The sequence below is a fragment of the Microbispora siamensis genome (assembly GCF_016863095.1).
GTDB lineage: Bacteria > Actinomycetota > Actinomycetes > Streptosporangiales > Streptosporangiaceae > Microbispora > Microbispora siamensis.
Genome location: NZ_BOOF01000044.1, coordinates 1 through 25,969 on the forward strand (window position 1 = coordinate 1; position 25,969 = coordinate 25,969).

Consider the following 25,969-nt stretch of genomic DNA (forward strand, 5'->3'; position numbering starts at 1 on the left):
GGCGGACCGACCACATCACCCTCGCCGTCGCCCACGCCGTCGCCCTCGCCGACGGGCACTCCGCAGGCGACGAATGCGATCCGGGGTACGGGCTCGGGCCGGTGCCTGGATGTCACCGAGGCCTCGCAGGCCAACGGGGCACAGGTGCAGATCTGGGATTGCAACGGGCAGTCCAATCAGCAGTGGGCCTCCACGAGCGCGGGTGAGCTGCGCGTCTACGGCAACAAGTGCCTGGACGTGAACGGCGCGGGCACGGCGGACGGCACGGCGGTGATCATCTGGGACTGCAACGGGCAGAACAACCAGAAGTGGCGCTTCAACTCCGACGGCACCATCACCGCGGTCGGGGCGAACAAGTGCCTGGACGTGTCGAACTACGGCACCGCCAACGGCAGCAAGGTGCACATCTGGACCTGCCACGGCGAGAGCAACCAGCAGTGGACCCGCACCTGACTCGGTCCCCAGCCTTCTGGCCGCCACGGTGAAGGCACGGCGCAGGCATGGTGAAGGCACGGTGCAGGCATGGTGAAGGCACGGTGCAGGCATGGTGCAGGCACGGTGCAGGCACCGTGACGGCCGGCAGTTCGGCGATCGACGGCCAACGATCAACCAGGTGAGGGGCGGCACGCTGTCGTCGTCCCTCACCTGCACGAGCCCCTGACACCGACCGCGCGCAGCACCCGGAGGGCACCAGCCAGACAGGGTTGTGCCCTTCACCGGGCACTTCAGCGGTCGCGCCAGGCCTCGGCCCAGTCCTCCGCGAGACGGCCGCCGCTGCTCGCGTCGGTTACTCTCTGGACGGGGAGGTTTCACCCTCATCCGAAACTTCAGCCGGTATGACCCGCCGCCCGGCTACGACGTAGAGTTCTGGGAGCAGACCGGGAACGAGCGGAAGCGCGGGGCGGCGGTGCGATGCGACATCGTCCCGGGCGGCGTCGACCTGATCCCTCCGGATTCCGAAGGCGCCGCTCCGACGACCACCGGATACCGTTGCTACACCCGGAGGCCGAAGGCGGTGACCGACACCTACGAGGTCGTCATGGCCAGTAGCGAGATCTTCTTCCGGGACGAGGACGGGCAGCCACCCCGCTGAGGTCATGGTCCGGTCCCTCCTCCGGCCCGCGTTCGGTCCTGGCCACACCTTCACCCCGACCGGTCGTATCGCCGCGTACGGCTCGCGGCACGTCTTTCCCGCCGCCGGGCGCGAAAGAGGCTGCCCCTTCGAACAAAGTGGGCCCGAGGACGATCCAGAGCGCGCCGGGCCCCGGCGCACCGGAACTCGCCTACTCCGTGGGATCGCTCACGGCCACTGCCTGCGCGTCGCCGTACATCGCGTCATGCTGCTTGCGCGGGGCGCAGACGCTGGCCTTGGAGCAGGCGCAGCGGCGGCCGCCCTCGTTGAGGCGGACGATGACGGAGTCGGACGGCACGTTGTGGCCCACCACCGTGCCCGGGCCCTGCGGGGTGTCCACCGCGAGACCCGCACGCGGCGCCGACGCCCGGAACTCCTGGTAGAGCGGGTGCTCGTACTTCAGGCAGCACATCAGCCTGCCGCAGGCGCCCGCGATCCTGAGCGGGTTGACCGGGAGGTCCTGGTCCTTGGCCATCCGCACCGAGACGGGCTCGAAGTCCTTGAGGAACGTCGCACAGCACAGGTCGCGTCCGCAGGGGCCGATGCCGCCCTGGAGCCTTGCCTCGTCGCGCGGGCCGATCTGCCGCAGTTCGACCCGGGCCCGCAGGTTGCGGGCCAGGTCGCGCACCAGCGCCCGGAAGTCGACCCGGTGGGGCGCGGAGAAGTACACGGTGTAGACGTTGTCGGCGTCCAGGTAGTCGACGCCGACCACCTTCATCGGAAGCTCGTGCCGCTTGATCAGGCGCTTGGACACACTGCGGGCCTCCGCCCTGCGGCGGCGGTTGGTCTCGTCGCGGGCCAGGTGCTCCTCGGCCGCGATGCCCTGACAGACGGGCAGGCCCTCGACGTCCTCGCTCACGTACTGCGGCGCCCACACGCACTCGGCGACCTCGGGCCCGGAGTCCGTCGGCACGAGGACCTTGTCGCCCACCTTGGGAGAGTGGCCGCCCGGATCGAGGTAGTAGAGCCGTCCGTAGCGAGTGAAGCTCACCGCCATCATCATGCCCACGCGCCGGCCCTCCTCGATCCCGTACGGCTGTCGCGCCCCAAACGCCTCAGCGCTCGAACCCACCATACGTGCCGTACGGCACCGGAAATCATCGCCTGTGGACAACCTCTCGGCGGACCGGGAGATCCGGCCCGCCGGAGACGTCCGTCCACAGGCCGTCCTACAGCGCCGTCCTACCGCCCTCCTACCAGGCCGCCGTCCGTGCGACGCCGCCGTCGTCCGTGAACAGCGTGCGATACCCGGATTCCGTCACCTGTCCCGTCTCGTCCGGCCTGACCACCAACACGAACCGCCCGGTGCCGTCCACGTCGACGCGCTCCAAGGGGGGCCGTCCGTCCTCATCCCGATAGAGAGTCTGCACGGCCCGCCCGGTGCCGACGTCGTACGCCACGACCTCGTCGACGGCCCCCGCGAGCTTGGACTCACCCTGCACCCGCGCCAGCTTGCTCCAGCCCACCACCGCCACGACGCGTCCGCCGTCGGGGGTGAGGGTGATGTCGTAGACCCCGCTCGTCGTCGGAACGGTCGATCCCCCCAGCTTGATCGCACGTACGTCGTCGAGGCCGCCGGAGGTTCCGGTGTCGAGCACCCACACCGTCTGGGACATCGAGCACTCCCAGGCCACCGTCCTCGCGGGTCCGCCTGCGGGAGGCGTCGTGCCCGAGGCCGGATTCCCCGTCGGGACCTGCACCGTTCTGGCCGGCAACAGGCAGGTCCACCCCTTGGGCAGCGGCGGAGCGGAGGGCCCGGCCGACGCCGCCACGGACCGCTCTCGTGGTGCCTGCGCCGCATCCGTTGCCGCAGGAGCAGCCGGGGAGGGCGCCGTTCCCGACTCTCCCGGGGTCGCCCACGACTCCGGCAGGACGCCGCCGTCGTCCTGCGGGAGAGCCGACTCCACGGCGGCTGAATCCCGGGGCACCTCCTGCGTTGTTTCCGGCTCCGCAGTGGCTTCCGGCTCCGCGGTGGCTTCCGGCTCCGTGGCGGCTTCCGGGGTCGCGTCCGGCGGAACCGACGGCTTCTTGATCGCCTCCGTCGAAGTCCCCCAGACCACGCCCGCCCGGCGGAACACGAGGGTGCGCCCGTCGTCGCTCATCGAGACGTCCTCGACGGCCGACGTCCTTCCAGAGATCCAGGCACGGCTGTCGCCGGTCGCCGTATCCATGACGATCAGCGACGCACCCTGTCTGCCCGGCGTACAGGGAGACAGCCCGTAGGCCAGCCTGGAGCCGTCTCCGTTCACCGCGAGTGAGGTGACGCTGCCCTCCCCAGGCGTGAACGGAAGCTCGCCGATGGAGCCGACCTCCCCGCTGTCGCCGAGGCTGAACCAGTAGAAGTGGGACCGGCACGCGTCCTGCTCGGCCACGGCGTAGAAGAGCCGGTTGTCCCGGACGGCCTGCACCTGGGTGAACCGCTCGCCCTCCGGCCCGGGCACCGTGGCCGTCACGTGGCCGTCGGCGACACTCCTGACCGCGATGTTCCCGGAGCGGATCTGCACGAGGAAGGACGGCTCGACGGCCGGGCCCGCCGTCGTGCCGGCGGCCGTGTCCATGGTCGCGCCGCCGTGGCGCGCGACGGCCACCCCGCCCGCGACCGCGACGGTCACGGCGGCCGCCGCCGCGACCGGAACCAACCAGGCCCTCCCCCGGGCGGCGCCCACGCGCGTACGGCGGCGGGTGGGGACGGCGGCGGAGTCGAACGGCGGGACGGCCTCGACCGTGTCCCCCACCGCGCGGGTGGCGTCCTGCAACCGGCGGATGACGTCGTCGTTCATGGGGTCTCTCCCAGGAGGCGGCCGAGCGCGTCGAGCGCCCGGGAGGTGGTGGACTTCACGGTGCCCCGGCTGATCTTCATGACGCGGGCCGTCTCCTCTTCGGACAGCTCGGCGTAGTAGCGCAGGACCAGGGCCTCCCGCTGGCGCCGGGGCAGGCGGTGGAGGGCCTCCATGACCTCCCGCCGCTCCACGCCGAGGATCGCGGCCGACTCGGCCGACCAGACGGGCGGGTCGTACGTGCCGGCGAACCAGGACGGCATCCGCCGCCTGCGCAGCACGGAGCGGGCGTTGTTCAGCACCGCGGCGCGCACGTAGACGAGCGCCTTGTCCCGGTCACGCAGGCCGTCGAAGCGCCGGTGCAGGCCGAGGAACGCCTCCTGCACCACGTCCTCGGCGCTCTCCCGGTCGCCGACCATGATCAGGGCCAGCCGGGTGAGGCCGAGGGCGTGCTCGGCGTAGAGCCCGCTGATCGTGTCGTCGGCGCCCGCCGACAGGGGCGGGACGCTCACGGGCCCCCCGGATTGCTCATCGAGATCGAGCGTTTCGGCCTTCATGTACCAGAGACGCCGTACGCCCGCCGGGGTTGCTTGGCGTCCTACGCGGGCGAGCGAAGAGCGAGGGTCATGGCCTCGACCGCGATCTGCGGGTTCACGTTGGCCGCCAGCCGTTCCCGGCACTTCATGATCGCGTCCGTACGGCGCAGCGTCTGCTCGGGAGTGGACGCGCGCGCGACGGCCTCCACCTCGTGCCTGCGGTCCTCGTTGGCCAGCTCTACCGAGGCCCCGAACTGCACGGCCAGCACGTCGCGGTAGAACGCCACGAGTTCGAGCAGCGCGAGGTCGAGGGAGTCGCGCTTGATGCGGGTCGCCCGCGACTTCTGCATGGTCTCGAGTTCCTTGAGCGCGCCCGCGCCGCCCCGCACGAGGCCCTTGTTGAGCCCCTTGCCGGAGGAGCCCTCGCCGTAGACCTTGCGCAACTCGGCGGTCTCGACCTCGTTCAGCGCGGTCGTGGCCGCGTCGGCGTCCTCGGTGGAGGTCTTCACCAGCCGCTCGGCGGCGGTGATGCACTCCGCCACACCGGTCAGCGACCGGGGGATCGACAGCACGTCGTCGCGCCGGCGCCGCGTCTCCTCGTCCAGCGCGAGCCGCCGCGCCCGGCCGATGTCCCCCTGGGCCGCCCGCGCGGCGTCGAGCGCCACGTCGTGGGGCACCCCGTCGCGGGTCACCAGCACGTTCGCGACCGCCTCGGTGGAGGGCGTGCCCAGCGTCACGACCCGGCAGCGCGAGCGGATCGTGATGATCATGTCATCCGGCGAGGGCGCGCACAGCAGCCACACGGTCCGTGGCGGCGGCTCCTCGATGGCCTTGAGCAGCGCGTTGGCCGCCGCCTCTGTCACCCGGTCGGCGTCCTCGAACAGCACGATCCGCCAGCGGCCGAGGGTGGGCGCCCCCGCCGACTTGAGCACGAGTTCACGCGTCTGCCGCACGCTGTACGACAGGCCCTCGGGCCGGACGAACGTGACGTCCGGGTGCGAGCCGACCTCGACCTGGTGGCAGGCGTCGCAGTGGCCGCACCCCTGGTCGGGGCAGAGCAGCGAGGCCGCGAACGCCGTGGCGGCCGCGGACCGCAGGGCCGGCCCGGTGAACAGCCAGGCGTGGGTCATGCCCGCGCCGCGGCCTCCGGCGACGACCTCGGCCGCGGCCGACGCGGCCCGCCGCATCACGTCGATCGCCCGGTCCTGCCCGATCAGATCTCCGAAAACGGTCATGCGCGGCTACCCGAAGTCGCGGATGGCGGGCATCGTGCCGGTGGCCTCCTCGGCCTCCTGCGGCACCGGGTCGGGCAGGATCTCACGCACCCGGTCCTGGATCAGGCGCGTCACCTCCCGCTGGTCCAGCGTGCCGTCCACCACCAGGTAGCGGTCGGGGTCGGCCGCCGCCAGCGCCCGGAACTCCCGCCGCACCCGCTCGTGGAACTCCAGCGGCTCCGCCTCGATGCGGTCGGCGGGCGAGGCCATCCGCCGCAGCCCGACCGCGGGCGGCACGTCGATGAGCACGGTCAGGTCGGGGACGAGCCCGCCCGTCGCCCACCTGTTGATCCTCGCGACGTCCTCCGGGTCGAGCGACCGCCCGGCGCCCTGGTAGGCCAGCGACGAGTCCACGTACCTGTCGGAGATCACCGTCGAGCCGCGCTGCAACGCGGGCCTGATGACCTTCTCCACGTGCTCGGCCCGGTCGGCGGCGTACAGCATCGCCTCGGCCCGCGGCGACAGGCCCTGGTGGGCGGCGTCGAGCAGGATCGCCCGCAGCCGCATGCCGACCTTGGTCGAGCCCGGCTCGCGGGTCTGCACGACGTCGAAGCCCTGGTCGCGCAGCCAGATCGCGAGCAGCCGCGACTGGGTGGTCTTGCCCGAGCCCTCGCCGCCCTCGAAGGCGATGAACAGCCCGCGGTCGGGATCCGCCTCCTCCGGCACGAACCGCCGGCCGCGCAGGGCGGTCAGCAGGTCGACCGCGATGGGAACGCCCGGCCGGTCGTCCATGTGCCGCAGCGCGACCACCCCGACGGCGATCGCCAGCAGCGCCCCCAGGAGCAGCACGAGGTTCGTGCCGTCGAAGCGGTAGCTGATCCCGGCGATCCGGAGTGCGTGCGTGCCGAACAGCGCGGCCAGTGTGGACGCCACCGCCACGACCAGCAGCAGCACCACCCGGGCCAGCGACTGCAGGAAGGAGAACGTACGGCCGCGCAGCCCGTCCTCCACCTCCAGGCCGATCACCGTGTAGCCGATGATCCAGGCGATGCCGGCGCAGGCGCCCAGCACCACGGTCAGCACGACCACGACGACCAGGTTCTGGATGAGCGAGACGGCGGCCAGCGTCAGCCCCGCGAGCACGATCGACAGCCCGAACAGCCGCCGCCTGGACAGGCCCTTCAGCAGCCGCAGGCCGAAGAACATGCCGAACGCCATGCCGAGGAAGACGGCGCAGAACACCGCGCCGTACCCCGCGTCACCGCCGCCCAGAGCCTGCACGTACGCCTTGGCGACCCCGATGACGGCGCCCCCGGCGGCGAACGCGCCGAGCATGCCGATGATCAGGCCGCGCACGACGCGGTTGCCGCCGACGAACCGCCAGCCCTCGGTGATCTGCCGGAGCACCGAGGGCGCGGACACGTGCCTGATGTGGTTCTTCGGAATGGCCCGCAGCGTGAAGACCATCACGGCGGAGGCGAGGTAGGCCAGCGCGTTGGCGTACAGCGCCACGCTGGTGGCCGCGACGTCGAACGACGGGGCGGCCGCCGAGATCGTCGTGACCACGCCCGACACGATCGCGAACAGCGCCGCGGCCACGGGGGCGGTGCCGTACGTGACGAGGAGGTTGAGCTGGTTGGCCTCCTCGAGCCGCTCCTTGGGCACGAGGTTGGGCACGGTGGCGTCCTTGGCGGGCACCCAGAAGAGGTTCACGCACTCGACCAGGAACGTCGCGATGATCACCCACTGGTAGACGCCGACCAGCGGGATCGACAGCACCACCGCGAACCTGGCGAGGTCGGCGACGACCATCGTCAGCCTGCGGTCGAACCGGTCGGCCACCGCTCCCGCGAGCGGGCCGAGCAGGATCGCGGGCAGCATCTTGGCGACGAAGACGCCGCCGATGGCGAGGCTCTGCGCCTGAAAGCCGGATCCCGCGGTCAGGTTACCGGCCAGGGCGGTCAGCGCGATGATGTTGAGCCAGTCGCCGAGGCTGCACGTCGCCATCGCCGTCCACAGTCTGCGGAACGGCGCGTTCGCCAGCACGTGCGGCTGCTTGCGTCGCGCGGCGGCCCGGCCAGGGGTGCTCATGATGTCAGCGTATCCAGGTGCTCGCTGGGCTTGGGAGACGGACGAGCGGGCCACTGGGGCCTGCCCGTCGCCTGAGGGTATTACGTCCGCCTCGTCCTCGCTGTCGAGATGGCGCCAATGCTCTGCCCGGTTCCGCTCCCGCGGACCGGGCGCGGTCAGGTCCGCAGCTCGACGAGGGTGATCTCGGGCGGCGCGCCCACGCGGACCGGCGGCCCCCAGAAGCCCGCACCTCGTGTCACGTAGACCTGGGTGTCGCCGCCGCCCGTGCGCGGCACGCTCGCCAGTCCCGCCACCACGGGCTGCTGCAGCGGCACGAGCAGGTTGAACGGCGCCATCTGCCCGCCGTGGGTGTGCCCGGACAGCTGGAGGTCGACGCCGTGCGCGGCGGCCTGCGTCACCTGGACGGGCTGGTGGGCCATGAGCACGACGGGCCGGTTCGCGTCGCGGCCTCCGAGCGCCTTGCCGAAGTCCGGGCCGTCGCCCGACGGCACGCCGTTGAGGTCGTTGACGCCCGCGAGGTCCAGCACGGCTCCCGCGTGCCGGATCTCGACCCGCTCGTTGCGCAGCGGCCGGACGCCCAGCGAGCGCAGCTCCTCGATCCATTCCTGCGGGCCCGCGGCGGTGTAGTACTCGTGGTTGCCGGTCACGAAATACGCGCCATAGCGGGATTCGAGGGACCTGAGCGGCGTGGCGAGACGACCGAGCTCGGCGACCGTGCCGTCCACCAGGTCGCCCACGATCGTCACCGCGTCGGCCTGCAGACCGTTGATCATCCGGACGATCCGCTCGGTGTGCCCCCGGCCGCTCAGCGGGCCGAGGTGGATGTCGCTGACGACCGCGATGCGCAGCCCGCTCATCCGGGGATCGAGCCGGGGCAGGCGGATCGGCACCCTCTCGATCACCGGATCGCCGAGTGCCCGGCTCACGCCGTAGCCCACGGTCGCGAGCGCTCCGGCGGCCACGACCGCGGAGGCCGTGCGGGAGATGAACAGCCGGCGGTCGATCGCCGGCGCGTCCGCCGCGGCCCCCTCCGCCGCCGGCCTGCCGATCGTGGCCGTGCCGTGAGCGGTGGAGCCTCCCCCGGCCGCCGCTCCGGCGAGGACCACCTCGTCCACCGGCGCCGCCTCCCCCTCGGCCCGCTCGGCCGGGGCCGCGGCGGTCTCGGCCGTACGGCGGCGTCTGGACACGACGAACGTCGCGATCGCCCGGGGCACCTCCATGACCAGGCCGAACACGAACAGGTAGAACATCACGGCCAGCCACAGATAGCCGGGCCAGGCCACGACCCGCTCGACGTCCATGCCGAGGCCGAGCCGGCTCCCGGCGAAGGTCACCACCATCACGACGGCCAAGATCACGAGCGCCCACGTCAGCACCCGGCGCGGACGCGATCCCGGCGTCGTCGACGCCCTGACCAGCCGCCGCCACAAGTAGAGGTGCACGACGACCACGGCCGTCAGAATCATGCCGACGAACCCCACGAGAACTCCCCTCGACCGGCTGGCGATCAAGGGCCGGCTGACGACGATGCTACGAGCTCACGCCGACAGCCGCGTCCGTTGTCCACAGCCGGGCCCGGCTGTGGACAACGTGCGTGACCACGCCCGCACCCGCCCCGCCGTCCGCGGGACCGGGGTTCAGGACTTGCCGGCGGGCTTCTTCGCGGCGGTCCTGGTCCGGGTCGTCGTGCGCTTGGCTGCGGGCGCCCGCTCCCGCCGCTCGGCCAGCAGCTCCGCCGCCCGCTCCAGCGTGATGTCCTCGACCGTGTCGCCCTTGCGCAGCGACGCGTTGGTGTCGCCGTCGGTGACGTACGGACCGAAGCGGCCCTCCTTCACCACGACCGGCTTCTTGGAGTTCGGGTCCTCGCCCAGCTCACGAAGGGGCGGCGCGGCGGCGGCACGGCCGCGTCCACGGGCCTTCGGCTGCGCGAACAGCTCCTTGGCCTGCTCGATGGTGATCGTGAGCAGGTCCTCCTCGGAGGCCAGCGAGCGCGAGTCGGTGCCCTTCTTGATGTACGGCCCGAACTTGCCGTTCTGCGCGGTCACCTCCTCGCCGTCGATCTCGCCGACGACCCTGGGCAGCTGGAGCAGCTTCAGCGCCTGCTCCAGTGTGATCGTGTCGAGGGACATCGTCTTGAACAGCGAGCTGGTCCGCGGCTTGGGCGCGTCGGCCTTCTTCGTCCGCTTCTTGCCGTCGGCCGGCGCCGGCTCCTCGGGCAGGATCTCCGTGACGTACGGGCCGAAACGGCCGTCCTTGGCCACGATCCTCCGGCCGGTCGCGGGGTCGACGCCCAGCTCGCGGTCGCCGCTCGGGCGCGAGAACAGCTCCTCGGCCTTCTCGGCGGTCAGCTCGTCGGGCGCCATGTCCTCGGGAATGTTCACCCGGGCGCCGTCGCGGTCGAGGTACGGACCGTAGCGGCCGACCCTGATCACGATGTCCGTGCCCTTGATCGGGAAGGAGCTGATCTCCTTTGCGTCGATCTCGCCGAGGTCGGTGACCATCTCCTTCAGGCCCTCGTCGCCGTCCCCGCCGCCGAAGTAGAACCGGCGCAGCTCGGGCACCCGCTCGGCGCGGTCGTTGGCGATGTCGTCGAGGACCTTCTCCATCTCGGCCGTGAAGTCGTAGTCGACCAGGTTGCCGAAGTGCTGTTCGAGCAGGTTGACCACGGCGAACGCGAGGAACGACGGCACCAGGGCGGTGCCCTTCTTGAACACGTAGCCCCGGTCGAGGATCGTCCCGATGATCGACGCGTACGTCGACGGCCGCCCGATCTCCCGGTCTTCCAGCTCCTTGACCAGCGACGCCTCGGTGTACCGCGCGGGCGGCTTGGTCGAGTGCCCGAGCGCGGTCAGCTCGGCCGCCGTGAGCCGGTCGCCCTCGGCCAGCGTGGGCAGACGCTTCTCCGAGTCGTCCCGGTCGGTCGAGGGGTCGTCCGCACCCTCGACGTACGCCTTGAGGAAGCCGTAGAAGGTGATGGTCCGGCCGGTGGCGCTGAACTCCACGTTCTCGCCGGCGCTGGATGTGCCGCCCACCTTGACCGACACCGACTCGCCGACCGCGTCCTTCATCTGGGAGGCGACCGTGCGCTGCCAGATCAGCTCGTACAGCCGGAACATGTCCCCGGACAGGCCGGTCTCGCCCGGCGTGCGGAACTCCTCGCCGGACGGCCGGATCGCCTCGTGCGCCTCCTGGGCGTTCTTCACCTTGCTGGTGTAGACGCGCGGCTTGTCCGGCACGTACGCCGAGCCGTACAGCTTGATCGCCTGGCTGCGGGCGGCGGCGACGGCGGTCTCCGACAGCGTGATGCTGTCGGTACGCATGTAGGTGATGTAGCCGTTCTCGTACAGCCGCTGGGCCACCTGCATCGTGTACTTGGCGGAGAAGCCCAGCTTGCGGCTCGCCTCCTGCTGCAGCGTCGTCGTCCGGAACGGCGCGTACGGCTTGCGCGTGTACGGCTTGCGCTCGACCGAGCGCACCGCGTAGGACACGCCCTCCAGGCGGCCGGCGAGGGCCGTCGCGGCGGCCTCGTCGAGGTGGAGGACGTCGGAGCCCTTCAGCCTGCCGGTGGAGGCGAAGTCGCGGCCCTGGGCCACGCGCCTGCCGTCCACACCGGTCAGCGTGGCGGAGAACGTCCGGGGGTCGTCGCCCGCCCGGCCGGTGTCGAACAGCGCCTGCAGGTCCCAGTAGTTCGCGGCGGTGAACGCCATGCGCTCCCGCTCGCGCTCCACCACGAGCCTGGTGGCGACCGACTGGACCCGACCGGCGGAAAGCCGCGGCTTGACCTTCTTCCACAGGACCGGGCTGACCTCGTAGCCGTACAGGCGGTCGAGGATGCGCCGGGTCTCCTGGGCGTCGACCAGGCGGAGGTTGAGGTCACGCGGATTGGAGACCGCGTCCCTGATCGCGTGCGGGGTGATCTCGTGGAACACCATGCGGTGCACCGGGATCTTGGGCTTGAGCACCTCGCGCAGGTGCCAGGCGATGGCCTCGCCCTCCCGGTCCTCGTCGGTGGCGAGGTAGAGCTCGTCGGCTTCCTTGAGAAGCTGCTTGAGCTTGGACACCTGCGACTTCTTGTCCGGGTTCACGACATAGAGCGGCTCGAACTCGTGATCGACGTTCACCCCAAGGCGGGCCCAGGCCTCGCTCTTGTACTTCTCCGGGATGTCATCGGCCTTCTCCGGAAGATCGCGGATGTGGCCGATGCTCGACTCGACGATGTAGCCGCGCCCGAGGTACCCGGCGATCGTCTTCGCCTTCGCGGGCGATTCCACGATCACCAGGCGGGTTCCGCCGGCGTTGCCGTTGTTGGCTGGCACGCTGCTTCCTACCTCGCTGTCCGCTGTCATTCCCCGTGCTGCCGGGCTTCGTACTCCCGGCTCATGACACCCTCGTCGTCCGGGCCGGGGGCACTTACCCCCGTGGGGCGCCGACGAGGCGCCGCTTTGAAGGTACCTGCCGCCGCACGTTCCTCCCCCTCGGGCTACCCGGTTATGTCCGGGAATGTAACCCGCCTGGCGCTGTTATCCACGGAGACGCAGAATAGAGCCCATCGAGTTCCCTAGCACGCCCCGGAGACCAATGGCTGTGCTCGACTACTCCTATCTGGACCTGTATCTCCCTCGGGGCACCCCTCGTGAGGTGGCGAGGCAGATGCTCACGGAGCATGCCGAGCACGGAGACTGGGAACTGGAGCGGCTACGCCTTTATCCCGACGGCAGCAGGCGCGTCCGGCTGCGTCGGAAGATCATACGGGCCGCCCGGACCATGTGAGCCCCGCGGGCGTGGACGCCACGGTCAAAAGGGCTTTGCCCATCCGTAATGCCGTCGATGCCATGACCGTAAGTGCTCCAATGTGTCCTGAAACAGTACCGGACAAAAGGGCTTTGCCCGCCCCGGGCCGCGCCCCCGGAACGGGCAAAGCGTTCGTGCCTCCCTCCACTGGCGGTGGGGGGGCGTCCTGGTCGCCCGCGCCGGGCAGCATCTGTCGGACACTCCCTGGCGCGGGCGAGGATATCCCTCGCCTCCGTCAGCCGCGCGCCGCCGGGTCACTTCCGTACGGCCGTCGCCGCCGGAGGTGCTCCCGCGCCGTCACGCGCGGCCGTACGGCTACTTGCGGCCGAACCGGAAGCGGCGGGTGACGGCGAACAGGCTCGCCGAAGCGGCGAACATGGCACCGAGGGCCAGGGCGAGGAACGACGCCGGGTTCATCCCGGTCAGGCCGACGGGCTGCTCGGCGCTCATCAGCTTGAGGCTGCTCAGCTTGCCCAGCGGCAGCACGTCAGTGCTCTTCCCGAGGTCGCCGGTCGGGAGGTTGCGCGTCGTGTCGGCGACGGGCAGCGAGGCGGTCGCGTCCTCCAGCGTCTGGTTGGTGGGCAGCGAGCGAGTCGCGTCGTCGAGCGTGCCGCCGGCCTTGGAGACGGCCGCGGGGGTGCCGGCGCCCTTCTTGCCCTTCGCGGCGGGAACGGCGGGCAGGCTCGGGGTCTCCGGCAGGCCGAGCATGTTCGGCAGGTCGCCGACGACCGGGGCGGAGGGAGCGGCGGCAGCGCTCATCTGCTGCACCGTGTGCTTGCCCGACAGCACCGACGCACCCGGCATGGCGGGCATGATCGCGCCACGGGCGCTCTTGTGCTGGACCCAGTAGCCGTGGTGCTTCCAGCCGCCGCCCACCTGGGCGCCGCCCAGGCACCCCGCGGCGGCGTCGCCGAGCACGGCCACCGCGTTGCCGCAGACGTTGATCGGCGCGGTGATCGGGGCGACGATCTGGTTGCCCGCGAGGATCCCGTGCCTGCCCGAGGTGATGTTGCCGCCCGCGCCGGCACCGCCGCCGAGGACCGAGGCGCCGCCACGGCAGCCCGCGTGGGACCGGCCGATGACGCTCACCGCGTTGCCGCAGACGTTGATCGGGGCCGTGATCGGGGCGACCACCTGGTTGCCCCCGAGGATCGAGCCGCGACCGGACGTGACGTTCCCGCCGGCGCCCCAGCGGCCGCCGTGCTTGCTCCAGCCGCCGATCACGGTCGCGCCGCCGCGGCAGCCCGCGAAGGCGTCGCCGACGATCGCGATGGCGTTCCCGCAGACGTTGATGGGAGCGGTGATCGGCGCGACCACCTGGTTGCCGCCGCCGACGCTGTGCACCCCGCTGGTGCGGTTGCCACCCGCGCCGCCACCGGACCAGCCGCCGGACCAACCGCCGTGTCCACCGTGCCCGCCGTGGCCCGAGTGCCCGCCGTGACCTGGCGTGGAGCCGCCGTGGCAGCTGCCGGAACCGTTGCCGCACACGTCGGCCGGCGTGGTGATCGGCGCGACCACCTGGGTGCCGCTGCCGGCCGAGTAACGGCCGTCGGTGTCGTGACCGGTCGAGCCGGGACGGTGCCAGTGACCGCCTCCGTGGTGACCGCCGTATCCGCCGTGGCCCCCGTGACCGCCGTGGCCGCCGTGACCCCCGTGGCCGCCGGAGCCGCCCACGGACGAACCGCCGCGGCAGCCCGAGAACGCCTCGCCGAGGACCGCGACGGAGTTGCCGCAGACGTTGATGGGCGCCGTGATCGGCGCGACCACCTGGTTGCCGCCCAGGATCGAGCCACGGCCGCTGGTGCGGTTGCCACCGGCGCGGACGCCGTCACGGCCGCCGCCGACGAAGGCGCCGCCACGGCACCCCGCCGTGGCGTCGCCGAAGACGGCGATCGAGTTGCCGCACAGGTTGATCGGCGCGGTGATCGGCGCGACGACCTGGTTGCCGCCCCCGATGCTGTGCACCCCGCTGGTGCGGTTGCCGCCCGCGTTCCCTCGCCGTCCCGAGCCCTTGACCGCCGCGCCGCCCCGGCAGCCCGCGTCGGACCGGCCGATGACGGACACCGCGTTGCCGCAGGCGTTGATCGGGGCGTTGATCGGCGCCACCACCTGGTTGCCGCCGAGGATGCTGCCCGCGCCGGAGGTCCTGTTCTGCCCGGCGCCCACGCCCGCGCCCTGCGCGGTCGCGCCGCCCAGGGAGGAGGCCCGGGAGTCTCCGACGACCGCCACCGCGTTGCCGCTGATGTCGATCGGCAGGGTCACCGGGATGTCGACCTGGTTGCCGCCGAGCACCGAGTGACTGCCGTCGGTGTCGGCGAAAGCCGTACCGCTGCCAAGGGCCATGACGCCGGCGGCCAGAAACGCCGCGGAGGCCGAGCCCTTCGCCCACGTTCGCATGATGAATGCTCCTAGTGGTTCTTCTAGGGGGTTACCTGACAGCTCGCGACGCGTGTCCAGACCGCATGAGCACAGCGGAGCGGTGGACGTCACGAGGATGGGAGATTCCGCGTCACCCGCGGGAGCCTGCCGCCCGGGCACCACGAGCGAGGGCAGGCGCTGGCACCGGTCGCCGTACGACGGGGACCGGCACGAAGGCGGGATCAGTCAGGAGAGAAAGACGGGTCGTCCGCCGCTGTGCGGACCACCGGGGGAACAACCGCCGCCAGTGGGGCGGGCAGCTTGGTGAAGCGCGGTTCGAACACATCCCGCGCGACATCCCCGAACAGGATGTTTCCACCGCTCGACTGCGGGACCAGGCCCCGGTCTGCGGGCGCGTGGTCCGCGGTGGAGGGCGGAGGGAGCAGAGGCTTCGACTGGCTGGTGAGCCCGTCGACCGTGCGTCCCGCCATCGCCTCGGCGTTCACCGAGACGTCGTCCGCCGCCGTGGGGAAACCGTCGGTGCTCTTCCCGTGGGACTCGACCGCGCCCGGTGAGGGCGGCAGACCGAGGTCCGGACCTGAGAAACGGTCGGGAAGAACCGACCCGGCGACGTCATGTGAGGGTGCGGTCCCGGCCACGGACGTCGCCGTGCCGAAGACACCGAAGATCACGCCGAGCAGCCATCCGGCGGCGATCAGCCCGCCGATGACCAGCAGGCGGCCCAGACGGGAGCCGGCCGCGAACCGCGCCATCCGGCTCCGCTCCGCAGAGCCGGGAGACGTGACGCGCACGCCGGGAACGGCGGCGGGCGAACTCGCCCTCCGCTGCTCCTGCGACGTGCGCGTCACGCGACCTCCCCAAACCGCTGAGTCAACAGTCCGCTGGGTCCACCCGGTGCGGATCCAACCCCCAACGGATAGTTACTGTAGCGGCACGGCACGTGATCGCAAGGGCTTTCTCAGCAGTATTCGAGGAAACGGTCAAGGACCCGGACGCCAAACCGGAGCGAATCAACCGGAACGCGCTCGTCGACGCCATGGAACATCCCGGAGAAGTCCAAGTCTTCGGGAAGCCGGAGCGGCGCGAAGCCGTACCCGCTGATGCCGAGCCGGCTGAAGGCCTTGAGGTCGGTGCCGCCGCTGAGCGTGTACGGAACGGCCCGGGAGCCCGGGTCCTCCTCCTGCAGCGCGTCGGCCATCGCCTTGACCAGCGGGCCCTTGAAGGGGGTCTCGACCGCCACGTCGTGGTAGACGAACTCCCGGGTGACGTTCGGCCCCAGCAGCTCGTCCACGGTCTGGAAGAACTCGTCCTCGTACCCCGGCAGGAACCTGCCGTCCACGTGCGCGGTCGCGATCTGGGGGATGACGTTCGCCTTGTAACCGGCCTGGAGCATGGTCGGGTTGGTCGTGTTGCGGAGAGTGGCGCCGATCATCCGGGCGAGCGGCCCGAGGGTGGCCACGGCCGCCTCCGCGTCCTCCGCCTTGACCTCCGTGCCGAAGACCTCCTCGAAGAACGCCTGCACGGTGGGCGTGAGCCGCACCGGCCACTTGTGGCGGCCGAGCCGGCCGACCGCCTCGGCGAGTTCGGTCACGGCGTTGTCGTCGTTGAGCATCGAGCCGTGCCCGGCCCTGCCCTTGGCGGTCAGGCGCATCCAGGCGATGCCCTTCTCCGCCGCCTCGATCAGGTACAGCCGGCCCTTCTCGGTGGTCACGCTGAAGCCGCCGACCTCGCCGATGGCCTCGGTGCAGCCCTCGAAGACCTCCGGATGCCGCCCGGCCAGCCACTGGGCGCCGTAGTGGCCCCCGGCCTCCTCGTCCGCGGTGAAGACCAGGACGACGTCCCTGGGCGGCCTGCGCCCCTCGCTCAGCCGCCGCCGCACGACGGCGAGGATCATCGCGTCCATGTCCTTCATGTCGACCGCCCCGCGGCCCCAGACGCAGCCGTCGGCGATCTCGCCGCTCAGCGGGTGATGGGTCCAGTCGGCGGCGTCGAACGGCACCACGTCCAGATGACCGTGGAGGACCAGGGCGTCCCTGCTCGGGTCGGTGCCCTCGACCCGGGCGACCACGTTCGCCCGTCCGCGGTCGGACTCGAGGATCCTCGGCTCCAGGCCGACCTCCGACAGCTTTCCGGCCACGTACTCCGCGGCCTCGCGTTCCCCGGGCCCCGCGTTGTCCCCAGCGTTGACCGAGTCGATGCGGATCAGGTCGCGGCACAGCTCGGCGACCTCGTCCTCCCCGTAGCGTGGGGTCATTACGCCTCCTCCTGCCGGGCGGGCCCGTCAGCGGCCCCGCCCTCTACGTCGTACGGCTCGCGCCTCCATCCTGCCGCCGTACAGGCGTGACGTTCACCCCCGGGCTGCCGCGAGCCGATTCTCGGTATGAAGCAGGGCCGAGAGAGTGCTAACCTGTATCAGCCGACGCGGGATGACGATCCCGCGTGAGGCACCACGTCCGGGTGGCGGAATAGGCAGACGCGCTAGCTTGAGGTGCTAGTGCCCAGTGATGGGCATGGGGGTTCAAGTCCCCCCTCGGACACCAGAGAGGCCCCGAGAAGATGCAGGTCATCGGCTCGGGGCTTTGTCGTTCCTGGCCGCATCGGCGGCCTCGTGACACTGCTCTGATACTTCAGCTCCCAAAGCCGCTCCCAATTCATGATCGCGGCGAGCTTCGCGACCGCCTCCCGCTGCAGGCGCGGCGTCATGACCCCGTTCACATCCGCCCAGAACGTCGCACTCTCGTGCGGCCGGGATCGACCTGGTCGAGGTGGTGCACCGGCATCTGCCGTTCGAGGGTTAATTCGGCCGAAGGCCGTCTCGGGCTGGGGTGGGGGCGACCTGGTCGCGTTTGCCATGAGGTTCTGAGCAGCCCCGCAGAGGCCGGTACGGCTCGCGCCACCCTCCCGGGCGCGAGCCGTACGCTCGTCAGCTCTTCTTGAAGGACCAGACGCCGTCAGCCTTGATCGTGACGAGGATCGTTCCGTCGGGGAGCGGGACTTCACCGTGCCAACTGCCGATCTCGTTGATGAGCAGTTCCCTGCTCGACTCGGTCCAGGCCTCCACGATGAAGTTCTCGCTCCCCGAGTGCCGCGCGTTCACCGTCGTGAGGCCGGAGCTCTGCGGCGAGACGATGGCCACCTCGTCGCCCCGACCCGTGAGCGAGTCGCCAGACCAGACGCGGGCCATCGACAACGGCTTCAACGTGATCGTCCACGCCCCATCGGCCTGGATCTTCAGCGCGGCGGTCTCCTTGCCGTCGTCCTCGTTGAGCAGGACGCTCCCCTTGTAGTTGCCGATCTCGTTGACGATCGCGCCTTGCTCTGCGCCGCCGGAGTCGAGCGGGGAGACGATGAAGTTCGAGCCTCCGCGATGGGTGAGGGTAACCAGCCATACAGCCGACCAGTCGCTCTTGCGCAGCTTGAGGACCTTCGCCCCGGTGCCGCCGTAGGTGCGTGGCTTGGGCTCCGGGTTGGGCGTCGAGGATGGTTCTTCGCTCGCGCTGGTCTCCTCGGCCGACGTGGCGTTGGAGTCGGCCGGCGCGCTCGACTTGCGGGCCTTCGCGACGGGGCTCGTCGTGCTCGACGTATTGGAGGCGAGGGAGCCGATGGTGGCCATGCAACCGAAGAGGAGGACGAACGGCAGCCCGATCACCAGTAGCCAGAAGACGGGCCCCTTGCCCTTCTTCCGGTGAGGGGGTGAGGGTTGCCAGGCGGGCGGCTGCTGAGCAGGCCCGCCGTACGGAGGCTGGTGGGGATGTCCGCCGTATGGGTGCTGGCCGGCGGGTGGTCCGTAGGGACCGTTCGGGGGGCTGGGCTGCTGGTGCATGCCGTTACTCCAGAGGCTCGGGTTGCTCTGTGCGGTAGGGGACGTGCTCTCATCGGGGAGGGTTGGCGGCCGAGATTGGACCGTTGCAAAACCTCGTTGAGCGCCGCCCGGGAGCGCACGGAACGGGGGGAATGTCGGGAACGGGTCGAGTGCGGCCTGCTCGAGGCGTCCTCGACGGGCTGCTCGTCGAGGACGCCTGCCCTGACCCGATCGGCCGCAGGCGGGAAGTCGCCCTCGGCCGCCCAGTCGTAGAGCGGCGTGACACCAGGCGACACAACCACGGGCGTCGCTGCGGCGATTGCCTGGGGGACGCTCAGGGGCGCGTCGAGGGCGCGAGTCTGTGGCCGAAGGCCACGCGGTCACGTACGAGCGGTGCGGGCGGCCTCAGCCGAGCGCCAGTTCGGCGACCCGGCGGGCCAGCAGGCGGGCGGGATCGACGACGGGGACGGGGACGCGGGAGCCGTCCAGGGCCAGGACGATCTCGGTGCACGCGGCGACGACCCGCTCGGCGCCGCGGTCCGCGAGGGCGCGGGAGACCTCCTCGAGCGCTCGCCGGTGGGCCGGGCCCGCGGCGCCGCTCTTGACCGCGCCGATGGCCGCCATGACCCGCCGCTGGTCGGGCTCGCCCGGCTCGATCGCCGCGACGCCGCGACGCCGCAGCGCCTCCGCGTACAGGCCCGCGCGCAGCGTGCCCGACGTGGCGAGCACGCCCGCCGCGCGTACGCCGTCGGCGGCGAGGGCGTCGGCGGTGACCTCGATGATGCTCGCCAGTTCCAGCCCGGCCTCGTCCGCGAGGCGGGGGACGAACGCGTGGGCGGTGTTGCACGGCACGGCGAGCACCTGGCACCCGGCCCGTTTCAGGCCCTCGATGCCGCGTCGCAGGTAGGGGGTCGGGTCCTCGCCGTCGCCGACCAGGCTCAGGGAGCGGTCGGGGACGCGGGGGTCGCCCCAGATGACGACGGGTACGTGCCCCTGGTCGCAGGTCGCCGGCGTCTCCTCCACGAGCTTGCCGTAGAAGTCGACCGTGGCCGCCGGTCCCATGCCGCCCAGGACGCCGACCAGACGGGCTCCGCTCACCGGCCGCCTCCGGCCGCGCCGCGGACCCGCCGGGTGCCGCAGAACCGAGACATCGAGATTCGTCCTCATCCCTCGTGCCGTCCCGAAAGGCCCCTTCGCGCCCGGAAGTCCGGACGGCCGGCCGGGACGGCTGCCCGCACAAGGATCGATCTATAAGGTGATTTCGGCGTACGAACGCAGCAAACAGCCATTGAAGGGGTGATTGTGCAGGATTCCGGCACAGAGTCGCCTCGGTTGCTGTCGGAGGCCGACCTCGAACTGATCGACGCGCTCCAGATCAACCCGCGCGCGAGCTGGGTGGACATCGGGGCGGCGATCGGCGCCGATCCGGTGACGGCCGCGCGGCGCTGGCAGCGGCTGAACGCCTCGGGCGAGGCGTGGACCACCGTCGCCCTCGGGCAGCGCCAGATGCACGCGATGAGCATGGCGTTCCTGGAGATCGACTGCGAGGCGGGAGCCGCGGTCGAGGTGGCGGAGCGGCTCGCCACGGCCGGCCACCTCATCACCGTGCAGCACGTCGCCGGGGGCCACGACCTGTTCGTGATCGCCGTGGCCGCGTCGATGCCGGCGCTGGCGGACTACCTGCTCACGGACCTGCCGCGGGTGCCGGGCGTGGCGAAGGTGCGCACCCACGTCGCGACGCGCGTCTTCGAGGCCTCGTGCCGCTGGCGGCTGCGGGTGCTGCCCCCTCGTGCGGCGGCCGCGCTGGTGCGGCGGCCCGGCCCGCCGGAGTCGACGCGGCGGATGGACGCGCTCGACCGCCTGCTGTTCAAGGCCCTGCTCGCGGACGGCCGGGCCGGTTACTCCGAGCTGGCCCGGACCGTCGGCGCGTCCGAGCGCACGGTGCAGCGCAGGCTGTCGCGGCTGGTCGCGACGGGCGACATCGACTTCCGCTGCGATCTCGCGCGCTCGCAGGCGGGCTGGCACTCCTCGGCGATCCTGTGGCTGCGGATGCCGGACGGCCGGTTGGAGGAGACGGGCCGGGCGCTGCTCGGCTGGCCGGAGACGCGCACCTGCGCGGCGCTCGCGGGCAGCCGCAACATGCTCCTCACCGTGGGTCTGCACGGAGTCTCGGACCTGCATCCGCTGGTGGTCCGCTTGGAGGAGCGGTTCCCCCACGTCAGCGTCGCCGACCGGCAGATCGTGCTGCGGCAGACCAAGCTGTACGGCCGGGTTCTCGACCGGCTGGGCCGCTGCACGGCCGTCGTCCCGGTGGACCCGTGGACCCTGCCGCCGCACGCCTGAAGAGTCAGCGGGGCTCGGGGACGCCGCCGCCCCGCGCCTCCCGGCAGAGCCCGGCGCGCAGGACGTCCGCCTCGCGGCGTCCCACCATCTGCAGGTCGCCGACCGCCAGCGCGGGCAGGCCGAGCGCGGACACGACGGCGGTGAGGCGGCCGACCTCGCCGCGTACGGCGGCCTCGTCGCACCCGAAGCGGGGCGCGGGTCCGCCGAGCGTCGGCATGATCAGGAGATCGACCCCGGACATCTCCGCGGAGAACCGGGCCCGGATTGCGGCGAGCTCCTCGACCGCCCGCTGGTACTCCCGGTGGCCAATCCCCGCGGCGCCGTCCAGCTTCCGCCGCACCCCCTCGCTGTAGCTCTCGGCCGCCCTCGGATAGGTGGCCTCGTGCGTACGGCGGGCCTGCGCGCCCACGATCGTCCAGTACGGCGGGAGAATGTCGTACGGCAGAGCGATCTCGCGGACCTCGGCGCCGAGGTCCGCGAACTCCCCGGCCTGCGCGCACCCCTCGGCGACGCCGACGACCAGCCCCGGCAGCGAGTCCGGCGGCTCGACCGACTCGCCGGAGAGCACCCGCCACACCCGGGCGCAGTCGGCGACCGAGGTGGTCATCGGCCCGACGACGTCGAACATGGGGGCGAGCGGCGCCACGCCCTCGGACGGGACGGCGCCGGCTCCGGGGCGCAGGCCGACCACGCCGCAGCAGGCCGCCGGGATCCGTACGGAACCGCCGGTGTCGGTGCCGAGGCCGAACCGGGCGATGCCCGCGGCGAGCGCGGCAGCCGTGCCGCCGCTCGATCCGCCGGGAGACAGGTGGGCGTGGCGCGGGTTGCGCACGTCGCCCCAGTGGGGATTCTCGCTGGTGACACCCCAGGCGAACTCGTGCTGGTTCGCCTTGCCCACCAGCAGTGCCCCCGCGCGTTCCAGCGCCTCGACGCAGGCGGCGGTGGTCAGCGCCTCCTCGCTCCCGTACAGGGCGGAGCCGCGGGTCGTGGGAAGCCCGGCGATGTCGATCATGTCCTTGACGACGAACGTCCAGGCCCACAGCTCCGGCGGGACGTCGGGGGCGGGGCGATCCTGGCTCGCGAGCCGCTCGATGACCGGCTCGGCGCCGGCCTCGATGAGGATGGCGTGCTCGCTGTGCAGACGGATCGCCTCGGCGGACCGGGCGATCGCCGCCTCGCGTGCCGCGGCCGCCTCGGCGGATCCGATGATCGCCGCCTCGCGTCCCATGGCCGGGGACCTCCTCACGCCTGCTCCGGGAGCTGTCCGGTGGGGACGGCGCGGCGGTCCTCGCCGGCCGCGCCCACGATCCGGCAAATGGTGACAGATCCCCCGTTCCGCGTCGAGCCCCCGGGAATGCCGCCGTACGGTCAGACCGCGAGCGCGTCCAGCAGGGACAGCAGGCGGGCGGTCTCCCGCTCGGGGCGGGCGAGGGCGAAGATGCTGCGGCTGGTGTTCAGCCAGGGCACGTCGGCGACCACGACGCCCGGGCCGTGCCCGCGCAGCGCGAGGTCGGGAATGAGCGCGGCCCCCATCCCCGCCTCGATCATCGCCAGCGTGATCTTGAAGTCGTCGGAGTAGCCGGCCACCCGGGGGTGCAGGCTCCAGCGGGCGAACACGCCCTCGAAGAAGGAGGCGTCGCTACTGCCGGGGTGGTGCATGATCCACGGCAGGTCGACGAGCTGCTCGGCCCGGTACGGCGCCAGGTCGCCCCAGCGGGCGGGAAGGACGACCTTGTAGCGGTCCTCGGCGATCCAGCGGCGGCCCAGCGCCGACGGCCACGAGAGGCCGGAGTTCCCCACCTGGTAGACGATCGCCGCGTCCATCTCGCCTCCGGCGCCGAGACGCGGGATGAGCTGGGAGGACTCGCCGACGGTGACCCTGACGCCGGCCCGGTCCCTGTCCTCCATCCGCCCGAGCACGCCGGTCAGCATGTCGGCGAAGCTGGGGAAGATCCCCAGGTGGATCCGCCGCGAGCTGTTGCGGTGCACGGCCTGGACGGTGGCGATCATGCGTTCCATGTCGCCGAGCACGGTCGCCGCGTGCCTTGCCAGCACCTCGGCGGCGCTGGTGGGCAGCACGCTGTGCGCGGACCGCTCGAACAGCCGCACGCCGATCTGCCGTTCGAGCGCGGCCATCTGCTGGGAGACGGCCGACGAGGTGTACCCCAGCCGGTTGGCCGCGGCGGCGAAGGAGCCGAGCTGAACCACCTCGCGCAGAGTGCGGAGGTGTTCCGGCTTGAGCATCAGCGTTCCTTGCTCTCAGGGCTGCTAAATGTCGTGTTTATAGCGCTTCCGCCTTTTTTTCGCCACTCCTACAGTGATGGACCACCGTTCCCCGAACCCCTTTTGAGAGTCACATGAGCATCCGCGTGTACCGCAACGCCGCCATCCACACGGGAGCCGGCGGCACGCCACCCGCCCAGGCCATGGCCGTGGACGGCGAGACGCTGCTCGCCGTCGGCACGGAGGCGGAGGTACGCGAGGCCGCGGGCCCGGGAGCGGAGCTGATCGACCTGGACGGCGCCGCGGTGCTCCCCGGCCTCTACGACGCGCACATCCACACCGCGCAGTACGCCCAGAGCCTCGGCGCGGTGGACCTGCGCGACGTGCGGTCCCTGGACGAGGCCCTCGCCGCGGTGGCCGCGCACGCGGCGCGGCTGCGGCCGGGCGCCTGGCTGTTCGGCGGCCGGTGGAACAGCAACACCTGGGATCCGCCCGCCCAGCCGGACCGGTACGCCCTCGACTCGGTCTGCCCGGACCTGCCGGTCGCGCTGCCCAGCGTGGACGGCCACACCGTGTGGGCCAACTCGGCCGCGCTGCGGCTGGCCGGTATCGACGCGGGCACGCCGGACCCCGTGGGCGGCGAGATCGTCAGGGACGCGAGCGGGGAGCCCACCGGCATCCTGCGCGAGGCGGCCTCCTACCCGCTGCGCGACCTCATGGTCTCCCCCGACCTGCGCGACCTGCTCCGCGCGGCGCAGGAGGAGCTGCTCGCGCTCGGCCTGACCAGCGTGCACGACATCGACGGCGAGGACTGCCGGGCCGCCTACCTGGAGCTGCGCGACGCGGGCGAGCTGAAGCTGCGCGTCCACAAGGCGATCCCGATGGTCCACCTGGAGGCGGCGATCGCCGAGGGCCGCCGCACCGGGCAGGGCGACGACTGGTTCCGCACCGGCCCGGTGAAGATCTTCAGCGACGGGGCGCTGGGCTCGCACACCTGCCACATGAGCGAGTCCTTCGCCGGCGAGCACGGCAACACCGGCATCGCGGTCACGCCGTACGAGGAGCTGGTCGCGCTGTTCTCCCGGGCGGCGGGGGCCGGCATCGCCGTGGCGACGCACGCGATCGGCGACCGGGCCAACCACCTGGTCATCAACGCGTACGAGGCGGTCGGCCCCACGCCCGGGCTGCGGCACCGCATCGAGCACGCCCAGCACCTGCGGCCCGGCGACCTGGCGCGCATGGCGCGGCTCGGCATCGTCGCCTCGATGCAGCCTGTGCACTGCACCAGCGACATCGACCTGGTGGACCACCTGCTGGCCGGCCACGAGCTGGCCTCCTACGCCTGGCGGGGGATGCTGAACGTCGGCGTGGCGCTGGCCTTCGGCTCCGACGCACCCGTCGAGCACCCCAACCCCTTCGCCGCGCTGTACGCCGCGGTGACCCGCACCCGGACCGACGGCACCCCCGTCGGCGGGTGGCAGCCGGAGCAGCGGCTGAGCATGGCCGAGGCCGTCACCGCCCACACCCTGGGCGCGGCCTACGCCGCGGGCGAGGAGGAGCGCAAGGGCGTCCTCGCGCCCGGCAGACTCGCCGATTTCATCGCGGTGGACACCGACCCCTACCTGGAGTCGCCCGAGGCGGTGCTGCGCACCAAGGTTCTGACCACCGTCGTCGGCGGCGAGGTCCGCTGGCGGCGAATCTGAAGGAGCACCCCCCTTTGAACACCCGGATCCTCACCATGCTCGCCGTCGGCGGGCTGCTCACCGCGACCGCCGCCTGCGGCGCCCAGTCCCTGGACGCCGGCGGCTCCGGCGACTCCGGCGCGGCGGCCTCGGCGCCGGCCGTCGTCCTCGACCAGGCCCCCGCCGAGGAGAAGGCGGCCGACGTCATCAACGCCATCACCCCCGACCAGGAGCTCGCGGCCAAGGCGCCGGCGAGCCTGAAGTCCGGCGGCCTCAAGGTCGTCTCCTCGATCGGCTACCCGCCCATGGAGCTGTACGCGAGCGACGGCAAGACGCCGATCGGTTTCGACCCCGCCCTGGCGCGCGCCATCGCGAGGAAGCTCGGCGTCAAGGTGACCATCACCGACGAGGAGTTCAACTCGCAGATCCCCGGTGTGCTCACCGGCCGCTACGACTTCGTCATCTCCTCCATGAGCGACACGCCGGAACGGCAGGGCCAGGTCACCTTCGTCGACTACGTGCAGGCCGGCGCCGCGCTGCTGGTCAAGAAGGGGAACCCGGCGGGCATCACCGGGCCCGGAGACCTGTGCGGCAAGACGGTCTCCGTCGTCGACAACGGCTCCTCGATGGAGCTGGCCGAGAGCTACGACGCCGCCTGCAAGAAGGACGGCAAGCCCGCCGCGGACATCCTGAAGTTCCCCGGCGACACGGAAGCCATGCTCCAGGTGAGCAACGGCCGCGCGCAGGCGAGCGTCACCGACTACGTGGTCGCCGCGTACAAGGCGGCCGACCCCAAGCTCGCGATGGAGGCGATCAGCCTCGACGGGACCGCGAGCCCCTGGGGGATCGGGATGAAGCCGGACAACAAGCAGCTCATCGACTCCGTCAAGGGCGCACTCGACTCCCTCATCAAGAGCGGGGAGTACGGCAGGCTGCTCAAGGCGTGGAACCTGGACGCCCTGGCCGTCGAGTCGGCCGTGGTCAACGGCGGTAAGTGAC

At 71.8% G+C, this 25,969-nt stretch carries 20 protein-coding genes and 1 tRNA gene; 7 read left to right on the top strand and 14 right to left on the bottom strand.

Annotated features, from left to right (window positions below):
• Nucleotides 1-453, top strand: a 453-nt coding sequence (locus Msi02_RS32510; RefSeq protein ID WP_204051724.1) for an RICIN domain-containing protein, incomplete at its 5' end; no start/stop codon positions are given.
• 454 nt (nucleotides 454-907) lie between these two features.
• Nucleotides 908-1,093 (top strand): hypothetical protein, encoded by a 186-nt coding sequence (locus tag Msi02_RS32515; RefSeq protein ID WP_204051725.1) that lies wholly within the window; start codon nucleotides 908-910, stop codon nucleotides 1,091-1,093.
• Nucleotides 1,094-1,283: 190 nt separating this feature from the next.
• On the opposite strand, the gene Msi02_RS32520 is transcribed toward Msi02_RS32515, so the two are convergent.
• The 7 genes from Msi02_RS32520 to topA all read right to left on the bottom strand — a co-directional run bounded on the left by Msi02_RS32520 (nucleotide 1,284) and on the right by topA (nucleotide 12,066).
• Complete coding sequence (locus Msi02_RS32520; RefSeq protein ID WP_204051790.1) at nucleotides 1,284-2,135, bottom strand: PSP1 domain-containing protein; 852 nt, start codon at nucleotides 2,133-2,135, stop codon at nucleotides 1,284-1,286.
• 190 nt (nucleotides 2,136-2,325) lie between these two features.
• Entirely contained in the window at nucleotides 2,326-3,912 is a 1,587-nt protein-coding gene (locus tag Msi02_RS32525; protein ID WP_204051726.1) for a hypothetical protein, read from the bottom strand.
• Complete coding sequence (locus tag Msi02_RS32530; RefSeq protein ID WP_239108923.1) at nucleotides 3,909-4,421, bottom strand: SigE family RNA polymerase sigma factor; 513 nt, start codon at nucleotides 4,419-4,421, stop codon at nucleotides 3,909-3,911. Before Msi02_RS32530 ends, Msi02_RS32525 begins: the two co-directional genes overlap by 4 nt.
• Nucleotides 4,422-4,507: 86 nt before the next feature.
• Nucleotides 4,508-5,680, bottom strand: a complete 1,173-nt coding sequence (locus tag Msi02_RS32535) for a DNA polymerase III subunit delta' (protein WP_204051728.1) — start codon at nucleotides 5,678-5,680, stop codon at nucleotides 4,508-4,510.
• Nucleotides 5,681-5,686: 6 nt separating this feature from the next.
• Entirely contained in the window at nucleotides 5,687-7,750 is a 2,064-nt protein-coding gene (gene tmk, locus Msi02_RS32540; protein WP_204051729.1) for a dTMP kinase, read from the bottom strand.
• Between the two features lie 155 nt (nucleotides 7,751-7,905).
• A complete protein-coding gene (locus Msi02_RS32545; RefSeq protein WP_204051730.1) occupies nucleotides 7,906-9,216 on the bottom strand; it encodes a metallophosphoesterase in 1,311 nt (436 codons plus the stop codon).
• A gap of 171 nt (nucleotides 9,217-9,387) precedes the next feature.
• Nucleotides 9,388-12,066, bottom strand: a complete 2,679-nt coding sequence (gene topA, locus Msi02_RS32550) for a type I DNA topoisomerase (protein WP_239108925.1) — start codon at nucleotides 12,064-12,066, stop codon at nucleotides 9,388-9,390.
• A gap of 262 nt (nucleotides 12,067-12,328) precedes the next feature.
• Between topA and Msi02_RS32555 the strand changes: the two genes are divergently transcribed.
• Nucleotides 12,329-12,520 carry a DUF5703 family protein gene (locus tag Msi02_RS32555; protein ID WP_220499497.1) on the top strand — a complete coding sequence of 64 codons (192 nt, stop codon included), beginning with the start codon at nucleotides 12,329-12,331 and terminating at the stop codon, nucleotides 12,518-12,520.
• 336 nt (nucleotides 12,521-12,856) lie between these two features.
• Here Msi02_RS32555 and Msi02_RS32560 read toward each other — a convergent pair whose 3' ends face one another.
• From Msi02_RS32560 to Msi02_RS32570, 3 genes are all read right to left on the bottom strand, one after another.
• On the bottom strand, nucleotides 12,857-14,938 hold the full coding sequence (locus Msi02_RS32560; protein ID WP_204051732.1) for a chaplin: 2,082 nt from the start codon (nucleotides 14,936-14,938) through the stop codon (nucleotides 12,857-12,859).
• Nucleotides 14,939-15,141: 203 nt separating this feature from the next.
• Nucleotides 15,142-15,768: a hypothetical protein gene (locus Msi02_RS32565; protein WP_204051733.1), complete on the bottom strand. Its 627-nt coding sequence runs from the start codon at nucleotides 15,766-15,768 to the stop codon at nucleotides 15,142-15,144.
• Nucleotides 15,769-15,878: 110 nt separating this feature from the next.
• The gene (locus Msi02_RS32570; protein ID WP_079315069.1) at nucleotides 15,879-17,174 is read right to left on the bottom strand and encodes a M20/M25/M40 family metallo-hydrolase; all 1,296 of its coding nucleotides are present in this window, start codon (nucleotides 17,172-17,174) and stop codon (nucleotides 15,879-15,881) included.
• A 197-nt stretch (nucleotides 17,175-17,371) separates the two neighbouring features.
• On the opposite strand from Msi02_RS32570, the gene Msi02_RS32575 reads away from it, so the two are divergent.
• A tRNA-Leu gene (locus Msi02_RS32575) sits at nucleotides 17,372-17,460 on the top strand.
• Nucleotides 17,461-17,843: 383 nt separating this feature from the next.
• Here Msi02_RS32575 and Msi02_RS32580 read toward each other — a convergent pair.
• Nucleotides 17,844-18,533: a hypothetical protein gene (locus Msi02_RS32580; protein ID WP_204051734.1), complete on the bottom strand. Its 690-nt coding sequence runs from the start codon at nucleotides 18,531-18,533 to the stop codon at nucleotides 17,844-17,846.
• 594 nt (nucleotides 18,534-19,127) lie between these two features.
• Nucleotides 19,128-19,820: a cysteate racemase gene (gene cuyB / locus Msi02_RS32585; protein ID WP_204051735.1), complete on the bottom strand. Its 693-nt coding sequence runs from the start codon at nucleotides 19,818-19,820 to the stop codon at nucleotides 19,128-19,130.
• 234 nt (nucleotides 19,821-20,054) lie between these two features.
• On the opposite strand from cuyB, the gene Msi02_RS32590 reads away from it, so the two are divergent.
• The gene (locus Msi02_RS32590; protein ID WP_204051736.1) at nucleotides 20,055-21,065 is read left to right on the top strand and encodes an Lrp/AsnC family transcriptional regulator; all 1,011 of its coding nucleotides are present in this window, start codon (nucleotides 20,055-20,057) and stop codon (nucleotides 21,063-21,065) included.
• 4 nt (nucleotides 21,066-21,069) lie between these two features.
• On the opposite strand, the gene Msi02_RS32595 is transcribed toward Msi02_RS32590, so the two are convergent.
• On the bottom strand, nucleotides 21,070-22,293 hold the full coding sequence (locus Msi02_RS32595) for an amidase (protein ID WP_204051737.1): 1,224 nt from the start codon (nucleotides 22,291-22,293) through the stop codon (nucleotides 21,070-21,072).
• Nucleotides 22,294-22,433: 140 nt separating this feature from the next.
• The gene (locus Msi02_RS32600; protein ID WP_204051738.1) at nucleotides 22,434-23,309 is read right to left on the bottom strand and encodes a LysR family transcriptional regulator; all 876 of its coding nucleotides are present in this window, start codon (nucleotides 23,307-23,309) and stop codon (nucleotides 22,434-22,436) included.
• 113 nt (nucleotides 23,310-23,422) lie between these two features.
• On the opposite strand from Msi02_RS32600, the gene Msi02_RS32605 reads away from it, so the two are divergent.
• Entirely contained in the window at nucleotides 23,423-24,991 is a 1,569-nt protein-coding gene (locus tag Msi02_RS32605; protein WP_204051739.1) for an amidohydrolase, read from the top strand.
• 14 nt (nucleotides 24,992-25,005) lie between these two features.
• The gene (locus Msi02_RS32610) at nucleotides 25,006-25,968 is read left to right on the top strand and encodes an ABC transporter substrate-binding protein (RefSeq protein ID WP_204051740.1); all 963 of its coding nucleotides are present in this window, start codon (nucleotides 25,006-25,008) and stop codon (nucleotides 25,966-25,968) included.
• Nucleotide 25,969: the final 1 nt, after the last annotated feature.

Bases quoted from the DNA above. Each gene is read 5' to 3' on its own strand.
- Msi02_RS32535 (WP_204051728.1), bottom strand. From the start codon at position 5,680: ATGACCGTTTTCGGAGATCTGATCGGGCAGGACCGGGCGATCGACGTG.
- Msi02_RS32525 (WP_204051726.1), bottom strand. From the start codon at position 3,912: ATGAACGACGACGTCATCCGCCGGTTGCAGGACGCCACCCGCGCGGTG.
- Msi02_RS32600 (WP_204051738.1), bottom strand. From the start codon at position 23,309: ATGCTCAAGCCGGAACACCTCCGCACTCTGCGCGAGGTGGTTCAGCTC.
- Msi02_RS32545 (WP_204051730.1), bottom strand. From the start codon at position 9,216: ATGATTCTGACGGCCGTGGTCGTCGTGCACCTCTACTTGTGGCGGCGG.
- Msi02_RS32605 (WP_204051739.1), top strand. From the start codon at position 23,423: ATGAGCATCCGCGTGTACCGCAACGCCGCCATCCACACGGGAGCCGGC.
- tmk (WP_204051729.1), bottom strand. From the start codon at position 7,750: ATGAGCACCCCTGGCCGGGCCGCCGCGCGACGCAAGCAGCCGCACGTG.
- Msi02_RS32555 (WP_220499497.1), top strand. From the start codon at position 12,329: ATGGCTGTGCTCGACTACTCCTATCTGGACCTGTATCTCCCTCGGGGC.
- Msi02_RS32580 (WP_204051734.1), bottom strand. From the start codon at position 18,533: ATGGCCACCATCGGCTCCCTCGCCTCCAATACGTCGAGCACGACGAGC.
- Msi02_RS32595 (WP_204051737.1), bottom strand. From the start codon at position 22,293: ATGGGACGCGAGGCGGCGATCATCGGATCCGCCGAGGCGGCCGCGGCA.
- Msi02_RS32520 (WP_204051790.1), bottom strand. From the start codon at position 2,135: ATGATGATGGCGGTGAGCTTCACTCGCTACGGACGGCTCTACTACCTC.
- Msi02_RS32560 (WP_204051732.1), bottom strand. From the start codon at position 14,938: ATGCGAACGTGGGCGAAGGGCTCGGCCTCCGCGGCGTTTCTGGCCGCC.
- Msi02_RS32570 (WP_079315069.1), bottom strand. From the start codon at position 17,174: ATGACCCCACGCTACGGGGAGGACGAGGTCGCCGAGCTGTGCCGCGAC.